This is a genomic window from Vibrio sp. UCD-FRSSP16_30 (genome assembly GCF_001676025.1).
GTDB lineage: Bacteria > Pseudomonadota > Gammaproteobacteria > Enterobacterales > Vibrionaceae > Vibrio.
On the sequence record NZ_LZFW01000012.1, the window covers coordinates 1 to 19,288 of the forward strand.

Sequence of the window (19,288 nt, forward strand, 5' to 3'; positions counted from 1 at the left end):
AAGAGCATGCGGGTCACTTACTAGAAGTGCTTGAAGATCGTTATCAAAACAGCAGCACAATCGTCATCAGCCAATTACCCGTAAAGGAGTGGTACAACATGATCGGTAACGCTACCGTTGCAGACGCGCTAATGGATCGGCTCGTACACAATAGTCATCGAATAGAACTGGGAGGTGAATCAATGAGAAAACTGGCGCAATCCGATCACTTAGAGTAAAAATAAGAAGAGAGAAAAACGGCAGGATCTGGTGATCGGAATAAACCGAAACAGCTGATCGCAATCACCGGAATACGCACCGAATGAAAAGTGGCAATCAAAATTGATTATTTGAGGCTATGTTCATATATGAATAACGAAGGGAATCATTTTTTAAATCAAAGTGTTAACTCTATTTACTGAGGACGTTAAAATGAACTATACAACAGGTTTTATGACCGCGTGTATCGTGGTTTTATCTTCTACAGCTATTGCACAACAAGACCTATCAACGCTTTCTAATGCAACTGCTGAAACTCATGCCATTATTATTGCAGAGAATCGTGCAGGGACAAGTAATGATGAGAGAGACATGAAGAGGCACTCTCATATGAGTGAAGATAAAGGCATGGTTGGCGCTACTACCGATAGCAATGCTAATCAGAAAACGCATAAGATGTTTGATAGTAACGCAGGCGTGAGAATTAATCATAAGCGCGTTTAATCTTATCCCAACGCTATTTATGCCAACGTCTTACAGTGATGGCATATACGTGTTGTGAGGTGAATCTAGATATCGATGACTCATTAATACAGGGCTCTTTCTAGAGCCCTTTTAGATGATAAAATTAACGTATCGAGTATCGTTATACTCATGCAATAAAGCTTCAAACTCTGCTTTAGGCAGTGCTTTACTGTAATAATAACCCTGAGCAAATTCACATTGTTGTGATTGTAAATGGACTTTATCCCATTGTGTTTCAACACCTTCGGCAACAACTTTTAAACCAAGGGCTTTTGCCATAGCAATAATGGCATTCACCAGCTCTTGCGAAGACGGATTTGTTTCCATATCTTGCAGAAATGAACGGTCGATTTTGAGTTTACTAAATGGAAATTTTTGTAGATAACTGAGCGCTGAGTAACCTGTACCAAAATCATCAATAGACAGGTGTACTCCAATTCTTTTGATCTCTTCTAACAGGCGGACAGTTTCAATGTTGTTATTGAACAGTAAGCTCTCAGTAATTTCTATATCCAATAAGTTTGCACTTAATCCAGAATGGTCGAGTGCGGTTAAAATACTGTCAATCAGGGTGTCTTGTTGCCTAAATTGAGCAGCAGAAAAGTTCACCGCAATAGAGAGTGGCTGGATGCTTTGCCATTGTTGAATTTGATGACAAGCTGTATTTAAAGCAATCTCTCCAATCTTATGGATGAGACCATTCTTCTCTGCAATTGGAATAAACTCATCAGGGGAGACAAAACCTAGTTTGTCATCATGCCAGCGCATTAGTGCTTCTGCACCTGCGATTTTATTGGTATAGAGGTCAATAATTGGCTGGTAATACACTTCTAATTTATTATGAGCGATAGCTTGACGTAACCTAGCATCGATATCTAAGTTCCGTTGAACATCAGTATTCATACTAGCTTCATAGAAGCTAAAGCCATTACGACCTTCTTTTTTTACTCGGTACATTGCAATATCTGCATGGGCCATTAGATCTTCGGCTGTCTCTCCATCTCTAGGGTAAATAGACATCCCTATGCTAGTAGAAACGAAAAACTCACTATCATCTAAGTCAAAAGGCATTTCAAATGTACCGAGAAGCTTAGATGCTAATTGTTGAGCTTCTTTTTCTGATTTTAAATTAGGGATAACCAATAAAAACTCATCACCCCCAATACGTGCTACTACGTCAGTTTTACGTACTGAATCACGCAGGCGTTGAGCTGTTTGAGTTAAGATTTTATCTCCAGCTAAATGCCCAAGAGTGTCATTAATTTGCTTGAAGTTATCGAGATCAATAAACATCACAAGGACGCTCATTTCATCCCGTTTAGCTTGTAGTAGAGCGTGTCTGAGTTTTTCATCGCCAGATTTTCGATTAGATAATCGAGTTAAAATATCGTGGCTAGCTTGATAGGCGAGCTCTTTTTCATACATTTTTCGACGGTCAATTTCTGTTTTTAAACGTTCATTTTGTCGTGTTAATGCAGTTTGCTGATTGTTTGTTTCTTTGATTTTAGTCGAAAGTATTAAATTAGTATTATTAATGCGTAAAGAATAATACAGGCCAAGTATTACTGGCACCGCAAGAAAAGAGAGCGCAAAAGTAAACCAAGTCGAGGTGATTATTTGGCTTTCAGATAAAGGCTCAAACCAAGCTTTTAATCTAAATGGCGATTTTTCTACTTTTAGATCAAAGTATAAGGTGTCTAATTGATTACTCTTATGTCCATATTTTATGCTTCTAAACGTATCCCAGATAGGCAGTGAACCTTGGGCGGTTGAGAGTTCAAGTCGACTGTTATTATGTTCATATTCTTGTGAAGTCAGTAGATTAATGATCGTATCTTTTTTGATATAGCCGACAACAACACCAACCAATTCCTCATTTAAGTAGACGTTTTGTAGGGCTCGAATAATGATCGTATTATTTTTAGATATAATATCCATTTTATGGTCGACCTTACGCATTTCATCAAAAGGAATACTATCGACATCAAAGGATTCTGTAGCGTTAGAATCGGCAATAACCTTTGAGTTAAAGCCAACTAATAACATACGGTCAAACTTAGCTTTTTCGTTGATTGAGCTATCGGGCATTGTATGCTGAGCTAAATGTCTACGTAACTGAAGAAGGCTTGAGCCGAGTCCGTAGCGCATAGACATACCAGAGGCTAAGTTAGCAAAAAAGGTATAAGTAGTTTTATGTTGAGCTACATCTCTCATATCTTTATGGATGGTTTCAAAGAGGTAACTAACTGATTCAGAGTAGATTTTTACTTTAAGATTGAGTTCATTAAGTTGCGATTCTTTAAGACGATTTTGCCCAGAGTTGGTCACAATAATCATCAGTAATAGGTAGGCTCCCAAAAGGAACCCTCCCATTAAAATTGCATTTCGGCTATTAACTTTAAGCCTCATTATTATATCTCTTCGGCCTCATGACCTTTGAAGTAGTCACTGTAAAAGTAGAAAACAGAAGGGTAGTATTTTTCAATTAATTGGTTATACGTGCCATCATTTCTTATGTCTTGTAAGTAATGATTAAATGCTTTGCGTAGCTCTGGAGAGTCTTTTCTAAATCCAGCAGCCATGAACTGTTCTTCTGAAACTGGACCAATGACTTTAATTTCACCTGGCCACTTCTCTAGAGCGATTAATGTGTCTGGTACATCAAGCAATGTGTTATCTGCATCATTATTTAATATCGCGGGTACCATTTCATTAAGCTTTCGCTCTTCTTTAGGAAGGATGATATTAGCGCCTGTTTCGTATAGGTTGTACAAATTAGGGTCAAGGCAGGTTTGTTCCATTGCTAATACATTGTGACCTTTTATTAACTGTTTAACCAGATTGATGTCTTTATTGACAGATCCACTTGGTGTGATTGGCTTTAATTTAGAATCTGTACGGGAGATTAACCAAACAGCCGAAGGGAAGTAATCATCTGAAAAATCAACTAGTTGCTCTCTCCAAGGAAGAATGGTTGCACCATTTGAGATTACATCACCAGTAATAGGCACTTCGTTACCATATTGAATTTTATTATCAGTAAAAATAGCTTCTTTACCAGTTAACTGTCCAAAAGCTGTATTCCAGTTACTCGGTACAAATTCATAGTCTACGCCTATGTACTTAGCAAATCCTTGAATCAGTTCAACATCTAGGCCTTGTGCTGAGTACAAACCATCCTTGTTGATATAATTAATGAAATTAGCGTATGGAATACCGATATGCCGAATGACTCCAGCCTCTTTAACTTCTTTTAAATCATATGCATAGCTTGATTTTACGCTAAAGAGAAAGGCGATACACAAGCCGGTCAGAATAGTTGATAGTGTTTTCATATTGGTTATCTTATTCATTAATCTTCATCCTTGAAAATAAATTAGGGCTCGCTCTTATCAAGCGAGCCCTATGTTGCTTATGGCATTGCTTTTAAGAGGAGATGATTAAGCCATCTGCTTGTACAGGTGCGCCATCGCTTCAACAAGTCCGGTTACTTCATCTTCATCGTGGAAAAGGTGAGTAGAGATTCTTAAAGCATAAGTATCAGATGTATCTGTTAACTTCACAGGGAAGTTAGTCGTACGGATAATATAGCCGTACTCTTCACGAAGGCGATCGCGGAACTCTGTAAGTCGAGTGCCATTTAGCAGATCATCTGCAAATGGGTTAAATGAGGTTAATCCGCTTGATAGCTCTCTGTTTGGTGAACAGAATAATACACCTTTAGGCAGTCTTTGCCCTAGCTCTTCTTTACATAGTGCGCTTAGATCTAAGATACGCTCTTCGATTTTATCACGACCAATCTCATCCCAAAGTTTACAGCTATCTGTAAATGCTTGTTTTGCAGGGTAGTTATCATTACCTACGTATTGCATACGTGTTGCAACACTCATTGTTTGATAGCTGTCTTCACCCATAGAAGAATTCACAAGATAGAATGGGCGACGATCGGCTGGCCAAAACTCAGTTAGACGCTCGGCTTCTTGGCGAATGTATAAAATACCAGTAGCACCTGGTCCACATTGCCATTTATGTCCTGAACCTGCATAGAAGTCACAATCTAAATCATGTAGATCAAGGTTCATCATACCGATGGTATGCGCGGCATCAACTAAGGTTGGGATACGGTTATTGCGTGCTAATGCACAGATTTCTTTAGCAGGTAAAAGAGTACCTGTACGGTAAGTAATGTGTGAGAACATGACTAAACGAACTTTACCTTCAGTATTATGTTCATTAATGGCATCAGCAAATACCTTCACATAATCTTTTTTAGTTAAATGACCTTTGCCCGTATAGACAGGGATTTCAACTTTAACTACGTGTGCGCCTACACGCTCTGTTGCAGTAAAAAGAGGAGAAGTACCACCCATATGTTCATGGTGTGTGGTAAGGATGATATCGCCTTTTTTAAGATCGAGTCCACTGATAACAGAAACCATACCGTCAGTGGTGTTTCGGTTTATCACTATCTCATTTTCATCAGCACCAAACCCCGGAGCAATATCCGCTACCATGTTACTCACGTATGGCCAGCTACCGAACTTGTTTTGCATATCCCAAGGGTATTGAGCAACAAGCTCGTTGTTTTCAGTTAACGTTTGTAGAACGCTGGTTGGTATAGAGCCGGTAGTGCCTATATTCATGTAGACGCTATCTTTAGCTAGAGAGAATTGCTTCTTAACCTGTTTCCAGAAGTTTTTGTCTGAAGAGTTGGAATTTCCAGGGTGAAAGCCAGGGTGTTTAGCCGCTGCGCCTGTCGAAAACATAGATGTGCCTAGTCCAGCTACAGCAACACCGGCACTGCCTTTTAAGAAGTCCCTACGGTTAAACTTAGACGTGGTTTTACTCATTTTCCATTTCCTTTAGTTAGTGAGGTATAACATCAAATTAATGTTTATGAAAATAATATTAGCTATGTCTGATATTTCTTTTGATAAGCACTATTAAGTGTCTTTCTTTTTATTACGCCGGTATCAATCGTCATCAGCCTAATATTTGCCCTGATTTATATTATGCTTTTATTACACACGAAATGATTTCAAGCTCAGTCCTGTGCGCTGCTCGACCAGAGTAATTAAGGTTAAATAAACAATTGGCACTGTATTGTCGTAACTTAACTTACATCGAGATACAGCTGTTATAAATAAGAGTATAAATAGTTAATAATTGTGATCTCTATAGCATAACACTGAAAAGGCAATCAATATCAATAACTTGCTTGTAATGCGTGACTCGTTAAGGGTTTTTTCTAGAGGTTTCTTTTGAAGTTTTTATGACTTGGTTAATAAGATTAACTTATGTGAGTTGATGCTTATATTGGATCTTACTATTTACGGTGTAAATAAAGTTAAAATGTTAATTAATGGTGGGCTTCTATGACCTAGGATTTGCTTATACTAATAATTAATAAAAATGTTAATTTTAATAGTTATAATTGTTTTTATCTGAGCGTGGTTAATTAGTGCTATAGCGGGATGATGTCATTAAATAGAACTTTATTTTAACCTGATCTGTTGTTTTGTCATTTATAGGCAGCACCTTATTACCCACTAGAATATCAATGTATGAATACCCTCTTAAATAGCCATAAGCCTATATGTCTTCTTTTATTAATAGGTTCTAAAGCAATCTAGTGAAACAAAGTGTACTAATAGTTACCACTCTAAAACCCTCTTAGTTATAAATATGAAATCTCACCTGAATTATCTGGCAAATAATATCCCTAATAAGTGACTAATATTTCAGGGGTTTAAATTGATAATCTTAAAAATATGACGAAATGTTACTGAGATCACATAGGCTAATTTGTATTACTTGATTATTTAATGTCAAGAATAGTGAGGCTTGTCATGCTTTGAATTATTCATTAAATCAATGTAAATATACATAAATACTTATAAAAGCCATTTAAATCAATGGGTTGCGTGTGGTTTATATATGTAAGAATTGGTTTCATATAATGATAATGTATGACAAGTGAGATCTCGATCTCTTGGCGTTTCTGAAATATCCAATAAAATATACACACAAAATAAAAACCACTTGAAGTGTAAGAGGACAGATGAATAAGAATATTTTAGCCATATTAATAGGCTTTGCGTTGGTAGGTTGTAATGATACTAGTGAAAGTACTACTCCTGCTGATCCAGGTAATTCAGATTCAACGCCAGTAATCCCTATTGATCCATCTAATCCGGTTACTCCTGCAGACCCAGATGATTCAACGCCTGCAGATCCAGATGACTCAACACCTGCAGATCCGGATGATTCAAATCCACAAGAACCAACTGATCCTGAAGTAGTCGAATCAGATGTTCCTGCTGTATCGGATATGCCAGAAGGCGTTAAGACTCTACTTACTACTGATACTTCTGAGTGTGATGAAACTGTTTCAGAAATCGATATCAGCGAAACTGCTCTAGCGGCTGGTACAGTAATTTGTATCGAAGATGGTACGTACTCAGAAGCTAACCTTAAGTTTGGTGGTATTGGTACTGAAGAAGAACCAATCAAAGTGCGCGCTATGACTCCTGGTAGCGTAATCATTACTGGCGAAGCTAAAGTTGTGATGGGCGGTGAGCACGTTCAACTGCACGGCCTTGTTTTTGATGGCCCAGAAAGCTCAAGCAGCAAACTACTAGAAACACGCTTTGGTTCTGACGAAATGTGTAACCATTGTCGTATTACAGAAAACGTATTCCTTAACGTTGATGGTGACAAAAACATCACTAGCGACAGCTCAGACAATGGTGTTTGGATTGCGCTATACGGCCAACATAACTGGCTTGATCACAATATTTTCAGTGGTAAAACAACCGGTAACCCAATGGTTTCCTTACTACGTGAAACTGGTTTGATGGATGAAGGCAACGGCGGCCTTGCTGAGTACACCACAGTTTACGCTAACTACTTTGCAAACCGTCCACCAACAAACGGTAAGCTGTACGCTAGCAGCAGCGACAATGATTACGAAGCGATTCGTACTGGTCTAAGTGAAACGCATCACTATGCAGGTAACTCATTTATCGTTGGTAACTTATTTGAGCGTATTCAGGGTGAAGCTGAAGTTATTTCAAACAAAGCATCAAACAACGTAATCGCACAAAATACAGTACGTAACAGCTACGGTTCAATTACTAACCGTCATGGTAATCACAACCTTATCGCCAACAACTTTGTATTTGGTGATGGTCACCCGTACGCTGGTGGTCTAAGACTGGTTGATGATGGTCACATTGTGACAAACAACTACATTGAAGGTGCTCGTTACGAGTCTTCATCACACCACGGTGGTATCGTTCTACTAGGTAGTGATGGTTCTGGTGATGGTGGTAACGGTTACCAACAACTAGAAAACGTTCACATTGCGTTTAACACAGTTGTTGATAGCGTAAACAGTATCAATATTGATGGTGGTGGCAAGTCTAAGCAACCAGAGCAAATCTATTTTGCTAACAACGTAGTTGATAAAGCGATTGGTTCAGTATTTGTTGATACTGACCGCGGTTGGTCAAGTGATTCTGTTGTTGTTGGTAACATCGTACACGGTGATTCATATTCAGAAACTGATGATATTGCAGAAGATGGTTTCTATAGCGCAGAGCTAGTACAAGATGTTAATGGTCTATACCGTCCAACAGCTGAATCTAATATTGATGCAACTGAATACGACATGGGTGAATTTGCAGCAGTGACTATCGATATGGATGGTTTAACTCGAAACGAAGACACACTTGCTGGTGCTGATGATCTGACTGACGGCGAAGCGGTACTTAGCCCTCTAACTTATGCAGATGTTGGTCCTTCTTACGACTACGAGAAACCTGCGGCAATCATCCAAGAAACAGTCATTGCAAACTACGCATTTGCTGATGGAGCTAAAGATTGGTCTGGTGAGGCTGGCGTTACTAATGAAGATACCTTTAGCTACGGCTCAAGTGCTGTTGCAGGTGTTGATGAGAGTCTATACCAAACAGTTGAACTGACTCCAGGTGCAAACTATGCAGTATCTGCATTTGTTAAAGGTCAATACAACATCAGTGTCGGTACAAATACTTTTGATGGTGAAGTATCTGATACTGATTATGAGCTTGTAATTCATGAGTTCACAGCAGCTGAAGAAACATCAGGCGTACTGTCTCTTGCTCTTGCTAGCGAAGTGACAATCGATACTGTTGAAGATGGTAACTTTGCTGACGGCATTTCAGATGTTTGGACTACTGTAGAAAATGATTCTGAAGGACTTGGTGATGTAGGTTCTTCAAGTGACTCAGCATTCTCTAACAAGTCTGCACGTGTACGCTTTAAAGACAATGTATCAAATGACTACACTGCAACTCCAGGTATCAGTCAAGAAATCGCATCTATTCCAGCGAATACTGCCATGACATTTGGTCTTTACTACAGTGACCAGAAAGGTGATGACTCTGTAACAACACTGCACTATGGTCTGGAAGACAGCGATGGTGTTGTTTTTGCTGAGACACGTGTACATGTAAGTGAGCTTGATGATGCTGCGCAAGGCACCAACAAATCACACTTTAAGCAAGTATCTTTCGACTTCAATACGGGCGATCATACTTCTGCAACCATCTTTGCTTATATCGAAATTGATACAACAGACATGGACGCAGTTGATGCTCAACAATCAGAAGATGAGCTTGAAGTTCGCTTAGATTACTTCACTTTGACTTACAAAGGTGAGCCTGATGCGGAAGGCGCAGCTTACTTCGATGAAGTTCGCCTAGTTAAGCGTGTTGATGCTAAGTAATACGATTAAATAAACAAACTGTTTATCTTAAATTAAGCCCCTCCTATTTATAGGAGGGGCTTTTACTGTGTTAGAACATAGCAAATTTGATGAACTTCTAAATTACTGTTATTGCGATTAGAGACAGTGTTTTTCCTGCGCTATTTCTGAAAGTTTAATTACTGTGATTGGTATAAGTCGTTATCTTCTGTGAATGAGTTAAATAAGGTGATGATATTGCTCAGTTATATAGAGACGGCTATGTATAATATCGTTTTTATTGGAGCGAAGATCTTGGCAAAACGTACCCCCATTATCAAAATAACCTCTTATGGCATCTATTCTCATTGGGATGCAGACTCCAAAGATCTTCCTAAGATTACTCAGTTCACTAATACTGTCGTAGCAGAAGAGGGAGTTGAGTTTGGCTTTATTGTTAATATCAAAAAGGCTAAAGGAACGCTACTTAACTATTGTATCCATCATCCAGGAATCATTAATAAGAAAGGCAAAGTACTGGCGCCTTTTGATGGAGAGATTTATGTGCGAAGCAATGACTGGGATTTCTATCTAGGGGATACCATACAGTTATTACATCCTGTTGATGGCCTTGAGAGCAATCTAGGTGAGTGGAGCATGACGTTAGAGGCGAACGATAAAGTTATTGCGCAGAAGAGCTTTAAGGTTGTGGCTCGTGACGAGGGACAGTTTTGGAAGCAAAGAGGTTATTAGTCAAATTATGGCTGTTAGCGAGTAAAGTTGCGCCAGATAAGGCTGTGAGTCGCAAAGGTGAGAGCTAAAGAAAAGCGGATACCCTTGGCAAAATGGAGTTAAAGGCTGGCATTGGTAGAGATAAAAAGAGACAGACATAAAAAAACCTGACGGTTTCAGAGAAACAGTCAGGTTATATTTTTAAACCGTTAGGTTTATCTTCTAATTACTTCTTCAGGTTAGTGAAGTAGTCGAAGATTACTGGTACGTCGTTGTTACCCATGCCTGCATCAACAGCAGCTTGTAGGCTAGTAGAAGTACCTTGAGCGATTAGAGACTCAGTACCAAGCTCTTCACAAAGAGCAAGGAAGTAACCAAGGTCTTTGTTTGCGTTAGCAACAGAGAAGCCTAGTTTTTCTTCGCCGTCTACAGCGTAGAATTTACAGAACTGCATGAACGGAGAGTTAGAAGGACCAGCTGACATGATGTCAAACAATTGTTGGCCGTCAACACCTGCAAGTTTCGCTACAGCGAACGCTTGAGACATAGTAGCAACAGTAGTCATACCCATGAAGTTGTTAACTAGTTTAGTAACGTGACCTGAACCTAGAGTACCTAGGTGGAATACGTTTTCGCCTTGCTCTTCAAGAAGAGGCTTAACTTTGTTGAACGTATCCATGTCGCCAGCAGCCATGATGTTTAGTAGACCATCTTTAGCGTGTGCAGGAGTACGACCTAGAGGTGCGTCGATCATGCCCGCGCCTTTAGTTGCTAGTTCAGCACCGATTTTCTTAGTAGAAGCAGGGATAGAAGTACCGAAGTCGATAAGAGTCGCGCCTTCTTTAATACCCGCTAGGATACCTTCTTCGCCGTAAACGATTTTTTCAACAACTGCTGAAGTTGTTAGGCAAAGCTCAACAACGTCACTTGCTGCTGCAAGTTCTTTAGCTGAAGTAAATTGTGTAGCGTTACCACGAGCAAGAACAGCATCAACTGCGTCTTGGTTAAGGTCCATTACGTTTACTTGGTAGCCGCGTGTTTGTAGGTTTTCAACCATGTTGCCGCCCATAAGGCCCAGGCCGATGAAACCAATAACAGGTTTAGTCATGTCTAACTCCGAAATATACTATTGTATGATTATATCGACAGAGAGGATATACGCCCAATGGGATTTAATCAATCGTAGATTTGCAAGAAAGGGTGACAAATTTTCATTTTTTTGATCAAGCGCTAAAAATGCCCCTAGAAAGCCTTGATTCTCAATGTAGACGCTAAGTTTATTACTTGATATGCCACTCAAATAACAGTCAGTGCATAGTGACTGCAACTCATTTTATAGCCTTACGGTATTAAGAAAGAGAAGGAGAATGGTTATCCATTGAGTACGTCATGTTTGAGAGTCTTCGTATCGATCATTTGCTGAAGTACAAGTTGCGTTTGTTGCCTAAAGTAGTCACGTAGCAAGCGCACCGTTGGCGTAATTGATTGTCGACTAGGGCAGACTAACCAAAGCTCAGTCGGCGTTGGGTGATAGTCAGGAAGCACATTAATAACTCGTCCGTTCAATAAATCATCAGCCATATCAAGACAAGATTTAATCGCAAAACCGTAACCTGATACGCACCAACGACGCACTAAGTCGCCATCATTTGAAATTCGATTACCAGAGAGCTTAATTTTAACACTCTCTTCTTTATGATTAAAACGCCACTCATTTTGCACAACATTGCCAAGCTGATAAAACAGTCCGTTGTGATCTTTTAAATCGTTAGGGTGCTTAGGCGTTGGGTATTGATCAAGGTAAAGGGGAGAGGCACATAACAGACGTGGCACATTACAGATTTTGAAACCATACATGCTGGCATCTGTCGGACGACCATAACGAAGTGCCATATCAACAGAGTCACGATAAAAATCAATATTACTGTCGCTAATATTACTGCGTAAATTGACTTGCGGATGCTCAACTAGAAAAGCATCAATCCAAGGGGTAATAACGTTACGTCCAAGATCGGATGACAGGGCAATTCTTATCTCACCGCTTAATCTTTCAAGGTCGTCTTGAACATTTAACTTAGCTTGCTCTAATAGTTGTAAAGCCTGCTCACACTGGGGCATATATCGCTCACCCGCAGTCGATAATCTTAACTGGCGAGTAGTGCGAATAAAAAGCTCAATACCTACCGATTTCTCGACACGCTTAATCGCCGCACTCGCGGTGGCAACTTGCATATCCAAACTATGGGCAGCAGCTGTGATACTGCGAAATTCAGCTACTTTTAATACCACTTTTAGATCGTTTAATAACATGCGTTCAACTCAAGTTTGACAATATACTTACTACGATTGGTCTTTATATATTACTTGTAATTGATGCAATAAGCGGACTAATTGTAGCTAATCTCTTTTGTTATGGTGGTTTTCTTACCCTTACCAGTGTGCACGACCCATTTGATAGAACGAGTTAGATAGAACTCATCTTCATGTCTTTGACACCATGTTTTATATAACTTGCGACGATTAAACTCACTACCAATCGCAGCGTGAGTTTGATTGGTGTGACGTCCATAATACAAGGTATCGCAGAGCTGAAGGTTGGTCATTTTCTGCGGGTACACATTGACCGAAGACGTATTCATATCCAGATTCTTAGCTTGGTTATGAGTACAGCCCACTAAAGTGCTCAAAAAGAGAAGAGCCAAGCATCTTTTTATCATTTTAAACGTCATTCGGTCGTCAATAGAGAGAGCGCATTATAGACCTGATTTTCTAGTGTGTTGATCAAATTTTTAATCGTGGAGGTACAGGTAAGTGCTTAACTTTTAACGGATATCTAAAATGCTGTTTTTAGCAAATGAATCAACCTGGTTAAAGTTCGGGAGTCAATTTAGAGACTGAGTTGTAAGTGATTGTTTCTATAGAGCAAGTATGGTTGCGTTAATAGGTATACAACAAGGTATTATTCAATGAGTGCATTTAGTCGATACTTGAGTTTCATATGATATGTGGAACCTATGATTGTGCTAGTGAATAACAATAATTACCTATAAACATCTCAACACAAGGTGTGCCTCTTGAACCCAACTTTTACTTTTGGAACTATGAATAAAAGACTGAATAGTTTAACTCTGACACTTCTTAGCTGTTTGTCATTTTCAACGGTTGCTGCGCCTATGGCAGTGCCAAATCCACCTTCATTGTCTGCTAAGGGCTACGTGCTTTTAGATTATCATTCAGGAGAAGTGATCGCAGAGAATCATTCTCACACACCATTAAAGCCTGCAAGCTTGACCAAATTGATGACCAGTTATACCGCTGGGCAAGAGCTTAATCGGGGCAATATATCGAAAACTGATCAGGTCACAATCAGCCGTGAAGCATGGGCTAAAAACTTCCCGGACTCTTCTAAAATGTTCATCGAAGTTGGCACTAGTGTGCAATTTAGTGATTTATTGCGAGGTTTGATTGTTCAATCTGGTAATGATGCCTCAGTTGCGATTGCAGAGCATGTAGCCGGCTCTCAAGATGCTTTTGTCAACCTAATGAACAGTTGGGCAACACGTTTAAATTTAACCGATACTTATTTTGCTAACGCCCATGGTCTAGACGATCCTAATCAGGTGACGACACCCTACGATATGGCAAGGCTAGGGCAGGCGCTAATTCGAGATGTGCCTACTTTATTCCCTCTATATAGTGAAACATCGTTTAAATACAACAACATCACTCAATACAATCGTAATGCTTTGCTAAGAGATCGAAGCATGAATGTCGATGGTATGAAAACAGGTTATACCAAGGGCGCTGGATACAGCTTAGTGAGTACGGCAACCCAAGGCGATATGCGACTTATCTCTGTCGTAATGGGAACCTCAAGTGCTAATACTCGTACTTCTGAAAGTAAGAGCTTACTTAACTATGGTTTCCGATTTTTTGAAACGATTAAACCGCACGCTGGTAATGCCGAGTTAACAGAGACTAGAATCTGGATGGGTAAACAAAACCAACTGAGTGTCGGGGTACCTGAAGATATTTATATGTCAGTACGTCGCGGCAGTGGCGATCATATTAAAGCGGTCGTAGATTTGCCTAGTAAGTTGCAAGCGCCGATAGCTCAAGGTGATGAAATTGGTCAAGTAAATTACGTCGATTCAGACAATCAAGTACTAAGAAGTTCACCGTTGATCGCATTGCATGATGTCGAATCAGGTAGTTTCTTTAAGCGTTTATTTGACCGCGTTCGTTTGATGTTTGTGTAGTTTTTCAATGAGTGATGATTATTTGCTTAGTGCGAATAATCATCACTCTCTTATTTTCTACTCAATGACGCTATCAAGATAAGTATTTAGTGGCTCACCTAATAGATCTTGAGGTTTATCGCCGCCAAAGGTAAACAATCCACTTTTACCGTTGATAATTCCTGACTTGATAACAGTTTTATTATTCACTTCTACAACTGAAACTTTCACTTCAACAACATCAGGTTTACCGGACCACTCAGTTGCTCTATCTTCCCAGTGCATTATTGTTGGGTAGATTAGATAATTGAATTTATGCTTTTCTGCATACTGCAGTGCATCTGAATAGGGTTGGTACTGTTCTGCAACGACAATATTATCCATCTTGCGTATTAGTGAAGATTGAATCGCTTGGCTTAAAGTTGCGCCTGAGCCAGTATATTGTTTTGTACCATATTGACCGTCTTTTGAGCGAGCCACGTAAACAGCATCACTACTGCTCAATTTCATATTGGACTCAGCGGTAGAAACGTTAATACCATGGGTATCGGCACATCCAAGCATACCAAGAGCAATAAAAGGAACTAAGCGAATTAATTTCATTGGGTATCTATCTCATCAAAGTGGAATTATATGAGGCTATGAATTGTTATATCCCATTATATAGCTCTAAAATTGGTAGCCAAAGGTCAGGGAAGTTTGTCCCATGCTGACATCTTCGGTGCGGTCTTTTAAGAGCATAAAATCTTGTTTGAAATTGGCATAAAACCCGCCTTCAAGTGTGAACCTTACGCCAGCGCCGAGGAGTATTGAGGTATCGTCATTACTCAAATTACGATTATTGATAGTATAGTCTTCTTTATAGGATGCAATTCCGACTGCGGCATAAGGTTTGAGTTGCCACTGGCTAAAATCGAAGGCGTAGCCAATATCGGTATCTAGCTTCCAAGTGGAGCCTGATAGGTTATTGCTGCCGTTGTTTTCTTGGTAGGCTAAGTTAATGCCGACAATATGGTTAAAATCGTATCCAGCTTCAACTTTAAATCCGTCACCGTAATGGCCCGTTTCAATGTGGTCGTCTTGAGCGGTTAGCAGGTGAGTCGTGGAATAACCCCCTCCAATGCGGAAACCGCTAAAATCTGTGTTGTCATGTGCAAACGAAGATGCAGAAAAGGACATGACGCCCACAGTAAGTAGTGCAATGGCTTGTTTCATAAGCTCTCTTTTATCTTGATTATATCGTTGATTAATAGAGAGCTTATGCGTCAGATTATGAATCTACATAGGCTCTTTTTTAAAAATCAAAGACGTATTAATGCCACCAAAGGCAAAATTGTTACTCATCATATATTCTACATTGAGAGTACGACCTTTTTCTGTGATGTAATCTAGATCGCCGCACTGCTCATCAAGATTCTCTAAATTAAGCGTTGGGTTAAACCAATTACAATGCATCATTTCAATGCCTAGCCATGCTTCTATTGCGCCGCACGCGCCAAGAGTATGACCAAAGTAACTCTTGAGTGAGCTAATCGGCACTTTACCCAGTGCATTAGCCGTTGCATTACTTTCGGCAATATCACCACGTTCGGTTGCTGTGCCGTGGGCTGAAACATAATCGATTTTTTCAGGAGCAAGTTTGGCATCACGTAGTGCCATTTCCATACAGATTTGCATGGTTTCTCGTTGCGGCTGAGTCACATGAGTGGCGTCGCAGTTGCTAGCAAAACCAATCACTTCTGCGTAAATTTTTGCGCCGCGAGCTTTAGCGTGCTCATACTCTTCAAGAATAAGTGATCCTGCACCTTCACCAATCACCAGACCATCACGATCTGCATCATAAGGGCTAGGCGTGCTCTTTGGTTCGTCATTTTTTAAACTGGTTGCAAATAAGGTATCAAAGACGGCGGATTCTGTTGGACAAAGCTCTTCAGCACCGCCAGCAACCATCACCGTTTGATAGCCATGTTTAATCGCTTCATAAGCATAACCAATCGCTTGGCTACCAGAAGTACAAGCGCTGCTGGTGGGGATCACGCGTCCTTTCAGTCCAAAGAACAATCCTACGTTAACTGCTGCGGTATGTGGCATCATTTGCACGTAAGTAGTGGCAGTGATGGCTTTAGTTGATTTGTCGTTAAGCATAACGCCAAAAGCGCCAATCGCATCGGTACTACCTGTAGATGAACCATAAGCGATACCCGTTTGACCATTGCTCAGTATATCTGCGCCAATTAAGCCGGCTTGAGTAAGGGCATTTTCTGTTGCCACGGTCGCCAGTTTTGAAACTCGGCCCATGCCGCGAACTTGTTTACGCTTATAATGCTTTGGCAGTTCAAAGTCATTGATAGGCGCGGCAAGCTTGGTATTTAAACCTTCGTATTGCTCAAAAGAGGGCATGTATTGCGTTGCGTTTTCACAAGCGCGTAATTTAGGTTCGATGGTTTGCCAGTCATTACCGAAGGCGGTAACACCAGACATACCAGTAACAACAACTCTGTGTGTCATATTAGACCTCCGTTGACAGAAATAACTTGGCGGGTGACATAGCTTGCAATGTCAGACATAAGGTAACTCACTAACCCTGCAACCTCTTCCGGTTCTCCCATACGGCGCAGAGGCACTTGTGGTAGGGCATGTTCTTTAACATGTTCGTCAATCATGCCGGTATCGATTAAGCCTGGTGCAACGCAGTTGGCAGTGATTTTTCTTTTGGCCAATTCTAGAGCCAGTGATTTTGTCGCGCCGATGATGCCAGCTTTTGCTGCGCTGTAATTCGTTTGTCCTCTGTTGCCCATTAGGCCTGACACAGAGGTAAGGCAGACAATACGACCGCCTTTACGTTTTTGTACCATTGGCATAATGCAAGGGTGCAAAACGTTATAGAAACTATCAAGGTTGGTATGAATTACGCCATCCCACTCTTCTTCGGTCATTGCTGGAAACGCAGTATCACGAGTAATACCGGCGTTATTGACCACCCCATAATAGGCGCCATGAGTGGCAATATCGGCTTCAAGTTCAGTTCGGCATTGTTCGCGATTACTGATATCAAATTGAATGAGACGTCCTGTACCACCATTTTGTTCGATGGTCGCAAGAGTATCTTTCGCGCCATTCATGTCACCCATATAGTGAACTGCAACGGTAAATCCATCATTGGCTAATTGGATGGCGATCGCTTTGCCGATGCCTTTACTAGCACCAGTGACTAAAACTTGACGGGTCATTGTTGACTCCTGATTTTCATTTCTTTTAATTTCTCTTCAGAGGGTACGTACACATTGAGCTGGCAAGTAGCGACTACTTGCGTGTCTAATTCAATGCGCGCGGTAAAGACTGCCATGCCATTATCTTCCATTAACTTCTCTGCATGTATATCTAAAACTTGATTTTGTTGAAATGCATCGTAGTGAGAAACATAACGTCGACTTCCTAGCAGAAAACCAATCGCAGGCGCTTGCCCTTGTTGTATGGCATGATATCCAGACCACGCTGCAATGGACTGCGCCATAAACTCAATCCCTACATAAGCAGGGATACTGTTGGTTTCGGCATTGAAGAAAGGGTTCTTCTGACCAATTTGTACCTGACAGTGAATCGAGTCTTGTTGGATGTCTACTGCTCTATCGATGAGAATCATTGGCTCATCATGAGGTAATAGTTGTTGAATTAAAGGGTAATCACTCATTTACGTAACCAAAAATTAAGCTGATATTATTCCCACCAAAGGCAAAGGAATTGCTTAAAATCGCTTTTCCTTGCAGTTTTATCGGCGCTTCTACAAGAGAAACTTCGATATCGTCAGCCTTATCGTTGCAGTGCTGTTGGGGGAGTTCTAAATTGTATTTTAATATGTGCCAAGCAATGGCCGCTTCCGTAGCGCTGGCCGCGCCAAGGGTGTGCCCGGTTAAGGGTTTTGTTGAGCTCACCGGAACTGATCCAAACAAACGATAGATAGCTTTACTTTCCATACTGTCGTTAAGTGGGGTTGCGGTGCCGTGAGCATTAACATAACCAATATCACTGGCTGCCAGTCCTGCGTCATGTAACGCTTTTTGCATGGCTTGTTCAGCGCCCAAACCTTCAGGTTGCGGCGCTGAAATATGATAGGCATCAGAGCTGTCACCTGCGCCGAGCAAAGCAATCTCTGAGCGCTGGTAACTCAATAGCATGAGCGCGGCAGACTCACCAATATTGATCCCGTTTCGCGAGGCTGAAAACGGCTGGCAAAGCGTTGCAGATAAAGCTTCAAGACTGTTAAATCCGTTCAAAGTGAGCTGACAAACACTGTCCACACCGCCAACAATGACCGCATCGACCATTTTGCTGTGTAGCAGTCTTTGCGCGCTAATAAACACGCGCCCGCTAGAAGAGCAAGCGGTTGAGATTGAATAGCATGGACCGCTAATGCCAAAGTAGGCAGCAATAAAGTCGCTAGTATTGCCTAGCTCTTGTTTTTGATAGTGAAAATCATCGAAAAAATCACCACTATCGAGCTTACTTTTATAGGCCAGTTCACCATCAGCAATACCAGAGGTGCTGGTACCTATAATGACCGCGATACGATCAGAGCCAAATTGCGCAATAGCAGCATTAACCGAGTCTTGTATTTGTAGCATTGCCGATAGCGCGAGACGATTATTACGAGAATTAAACGCCATAAGACGCTCTGGTAATGATGGCAGGCTTTGTTTTACTCGCCCGATAATCGTTGCGGATTGGCTGTTGAGTATATGATTATCCTGCACCATGTTAGACGCTTGCTGGCCTGATAAACATGAGTGTATTTGTTCGTTGTGCATTCCCATTGCTGAGTGAAATGCACAATCTTGGATAAAAATAGGTTGCGATGTGTGTGTCATAT

Annotated in this window: 16 protein-coding genes and 1 pseudogene; 5 read left to right on the top strand and 12 right to left on the bottom strand. The window is 40.7% G+C overall.

Annotated elements, in window-relative coordinates; genetic code table 11:
• Positions 1-218, top strand: a pseudogene (gene istB / locus A9260_RS06905) (IS21-like element ISVch3 family helper ATPase IstB); the annotation flags it as partial.
• Between the two features lie 193 nt (positions 219-411).
• Positions 412-702: a hypothetical protein gene (locus A9260_RS06910; protein WP_068697494.1), complete on the top strand. Its 291-nt coding sequence runs from the start codon at positions 412-414 to the stop codon at positions 700-702.
• A 111-nt stretch (positions 703-813) separates the two neighbouring features.
• Here the strand turns inward: A9260_RS06910 and A9260_RS06915 are convergent, their stop codons facing one another.
• From A9260_RS06915 to A9260_RS06925, 3 genes are all read right to left on the bottom strand, one after another.
• A complete protein-coding gene (locus A9260_RS06915; RefSeq protein WP_082957093.1) occupies positions 814-3,060 on the bottom strand; it encodes an EAL domain-containing protein in 2,247 nt (748 codons plus the stop codon).
• Between the two features lie 74 nt (positions 3,061-3,134).
• A complete protein-coding gene (locus tag A9260_RS06920; RefSeq protein ID WP_068697496.1) occupies positions 3,135-4,076 on the bottom strand; it encodes a transporter substrate-binding domain-containing protein in 942 nt (313 codons plus the stop codon).
• Between the two features lie 87 nt (positions 4,077-4,163).
• The gene (locus A9260_RS06925; protein ID WP_068697498.1) at positions 4,164-5,573 is read right to left on the bottom strand and encodes an aminotransferase class V-fold PLP-dependent enzyme; all 1,410 of its coding nucleotides are present in this window, start codon (positions 5,571-5,573) and stop codon (positions 4,164-4,166) included.
• A 1,211-nt stretch (positions 5,574-6,784) separates the two neighbouring features.
• On the opposite strand from A9260_RS06925, the gene A9260_RS06930 reads away from it, so the two are divergent.
• The gene (locus tag A9260_RS06930) at positions 6,785-9,493 is read left to right on the top strand and encodes a polysaccharide lyase 6 family protein (RefSeq protein ID WP_068697500.1); all 2,709 of its coding nucleotides are present in this window, start codon (positions 6,785-6,787) and stop codon (positions 9,491-9,493) included.
• Positions 9,494-9,766: 273 nt separating this feature from the next.
• Positions 9,767-10,204: a DUF3859 domain-containing protein gene (locus A9260_RS06935; RefSeq protein ID WP_068697571.1), complete on the top strand. Its 438-nt coding sequence runs from the start codon at positions 9,767-9,769 to the stop codon at positions 10,202-10,204.
• A 205-nt stretch (positions 10,205-10,409) separates the two neighbouring features.
• Here A9260_RS06935 and A9260_RS06940 read toward each other — a convergent pair whose 3' ends face one another.
• The 3 genes from A9260_RS06940 to A9260_RS06950 form a co-directional block, all read right to left on the bottom strand.
• Entirely contained in the window at positions 10,410-11,291 is an 882-nt protein-coding gene (locus A9260_RS06940; RefSeq protein WP_068697502.1) for an NAD(P)-dependent oxidoreductase, read from the bottom strand.
• A 263-nt stretch (positions 11,292-11,554) separates the two neighbouring features.
• On the bottom strand, positions 11,555-12,493 hold the full coding sequence (locus A9260_RS06945) for a LysR family transcriptional regulator (RefSeq protein WP_068697504.1): 939 nt from the start codon (positions 12,491-12,493) through the stop codon (positions 11,555-11,557).
• A gap of 77 nt (positions 12,494-12,570) precedes the next feature.
• Positions 12,571-12,897, bottom strand: coding sequence for a hypothetical protein (locus tag A9260_RS06950; RefSeq protein ID WP_068697574.1), 327 nt, complete (start codon positions 12,895-12,897; stop codon positions 12,571-12,573).
• Between the two features lie 387 nt (positions 12,898-13,284).
• On the opposite strand from A9260_RS06950, the gene A9260_RS06955 reads away from it, so the two are divergent.
• Positions 13,285-14,442, top strand: coding sequence for a D-alanyl-D-alanine carboxypeptidase family protein (locus A9260_RS06955; RefSeq protein WP_068697506.1), 1,158 nt, complete (start codon positions 13,285-13,287; stop codon positions 14,440-14,442).
• 57 nt (positions 14,443-14,499) lie between these two features.
• On the opposite strand, the gene A9260_RS06960 is transcribed toward A9260_RS06955, so the two are convergent.
• From A9260_RS06960 to A9260_RS06985, 6 genes are all read right to left on the bottom strand, one after another.
• Positions 14,500-15,024, bottom strand: a complete 525-nt coding sequence (locus tag A9260_RS06960; protein ID WP_068697508.1) for a DUF4823 domain-containing protein — start codon at positions 15,022-15,024, stop codon at positions 14,500-14,502.
• Between the two features lie 66 nt (positions 15,025-15,090).
• Positions 15,091-15,636 carry a porin family protein gene (locus tag A9260_RS06965; RefSeq protein ID WP_068697510.1) on the bottom strand — a complete coding sequence of 182 codons (546 nt, stop codon included), beginning with the start codon at positions 15,634-15,636 and terminating at the stop codon, positions 15,091-15,093.
• Positions 15,637-15,699: 63 nt separating this feature from the next.
• On the bottom strand, positions 15,700-16,929 hold the full coding sequence (locus A9260_RS06970; protein ID WP_068697512.1) for a beta-ketoacyl-ACP synthase: 1,230 nt from the start codon (positions 16,927-16,929) through the stop codon (positions 15,700-15,702).
• Positions 16,926-17,651: a 3-ketoacyl-ACP reductase FabG2 gene (locus A9260_RS06975; protein WP_068697514.1), complete on the bottom strand. Its 726-nt coding sequence runs from the start codon at positions 17,649-17,651 to the stop codon at positions 16,926-16,928. Before A9260_RS06975 ends, A9260_RS06970 begins: the two co-directional genes overlap by 4 nt.
• On the bottom strand, positions 17,648-18,112 hold the full coding sequence (locus tag A9260_RS06980) for a hotdog family protein (protein ID WP_068697516.1): 465 nt from the start codon (positions 18,110-18,112) through the stop codon (positions 17,648-17,650). The genes A9260_RS06975 and A9260_RS06980 overlap by 4 nt, the downstream gene beginning before the upstream one ends.
• On the bottom strand, positions 18,105-19,286 hold the full coding sequence (locus A9260_RS06985) for a beta-ketoacyl-[acyl-carrier-protein] synthase family protein (protein WP_068697518.1): 1,182 nt from the start codon (positions 19,284-19,286) through the stop codon (positions 18,105-18,107). Before A9260_RS06985 ends, A9260_RS06980 begins: the two co-directional genes overlap by 8 nt.
• Positions 19,287-19,288: the final 2 nt, after the last annotated feature.

Coding starts and splice junctions, on each gene's coding strand:
- A9260_RS06910 (WP_068697494.1), top strand. CDS start 412: ATGAACTATACAACAGGTTTTATGACCGCGTGTATCGTGGTTTTATCT.
- A9260_RS06915 (WP_082957093.1), bottom strand. CDS start 3,060: ATGATTATTGTGACCAACTCTGGGCAAAATCGTCTTAAAGAATCGCAA.
- A9260_RS06920 (WP_068697496.1), bottom strand. CDS start 4,076: ATGAATAAGATAACCAATATGAAAACACTATCAACTATTCTGACCGGC.
- A9260_RS06925 (WP_068697498.1), bottom strand. CDS start 5,573: ATGAGTAAAACCACGTCTAAGTTTAACCGTAGGGACTTCTTAAAAGGC.
- A9260_RS06930 (WP_068697500.1), top strand. CDS start 6,785: ATGAATAAGAATATTTTAGCCATATTAATAGGCTTTGCGTTGGTAGGT.
- A9260_RS06940 (WP_068697502.1), bottom strand. CDS start 11,291: ATGACTAAACCTGTTATTGGTTTCATCGGCCTGGGCCTTATGGGCGGC.
- A9260_RS06945 (WP_068697504.1), bottom strand. CDS start 12,493: ATGTTATTAAACGATCTAAAAGTGGTATTAAAAGTAGCTGAATTTCGC.
- A9260_RS06955 (WP_068697506.1), top strand. CDS start 13,285: ATGAATAAAAGACTGAATAGTTTAACTCTGACACTTCTTAGCTGTTTG.
- A9260_RS06960 (WP_068697508.1), bottom strand. CDS start 15,024: ATGAAATTAATTCGCTTAGTTCCTTTTATTGCTCTTGGTATGCTTGGA.
- A9260_RS06965 (WP_068697510.1), bottom strand. CDS start 15,636: ATGAAACAAGCCATTGCACTACTTACTGTGGGCGTCATGTCCTTTTCT.
- A9260_RS06970 (WP_068697512.1), bottom strand. CDS start 16,929: ATGACACACAGAGTTGTTGTTACTGGTATGTCTGGTGTTACCGCCTTC.
- A9260_RS06975 (WP_068697514.1), bottom strand. CDS start 17,651: ATGACCCGTCAAGTTTTAGTCACTGGTGCTAGTAAAGGCATCGGCAAA.
- A9260_RS06980 (WP_068697516.1), bottom strand. CDS start 18,112: ATGAGTGATTACCCTTTAATTCAACAACTATTACCTCATGATGAGCCA.
- A9260_RS06985 (WP_068697518.1), bottom strand. CDS start 19,286: ATGACACACACATCGCAACCTATTTTTATCCAAGATTGTGCATTTCAC.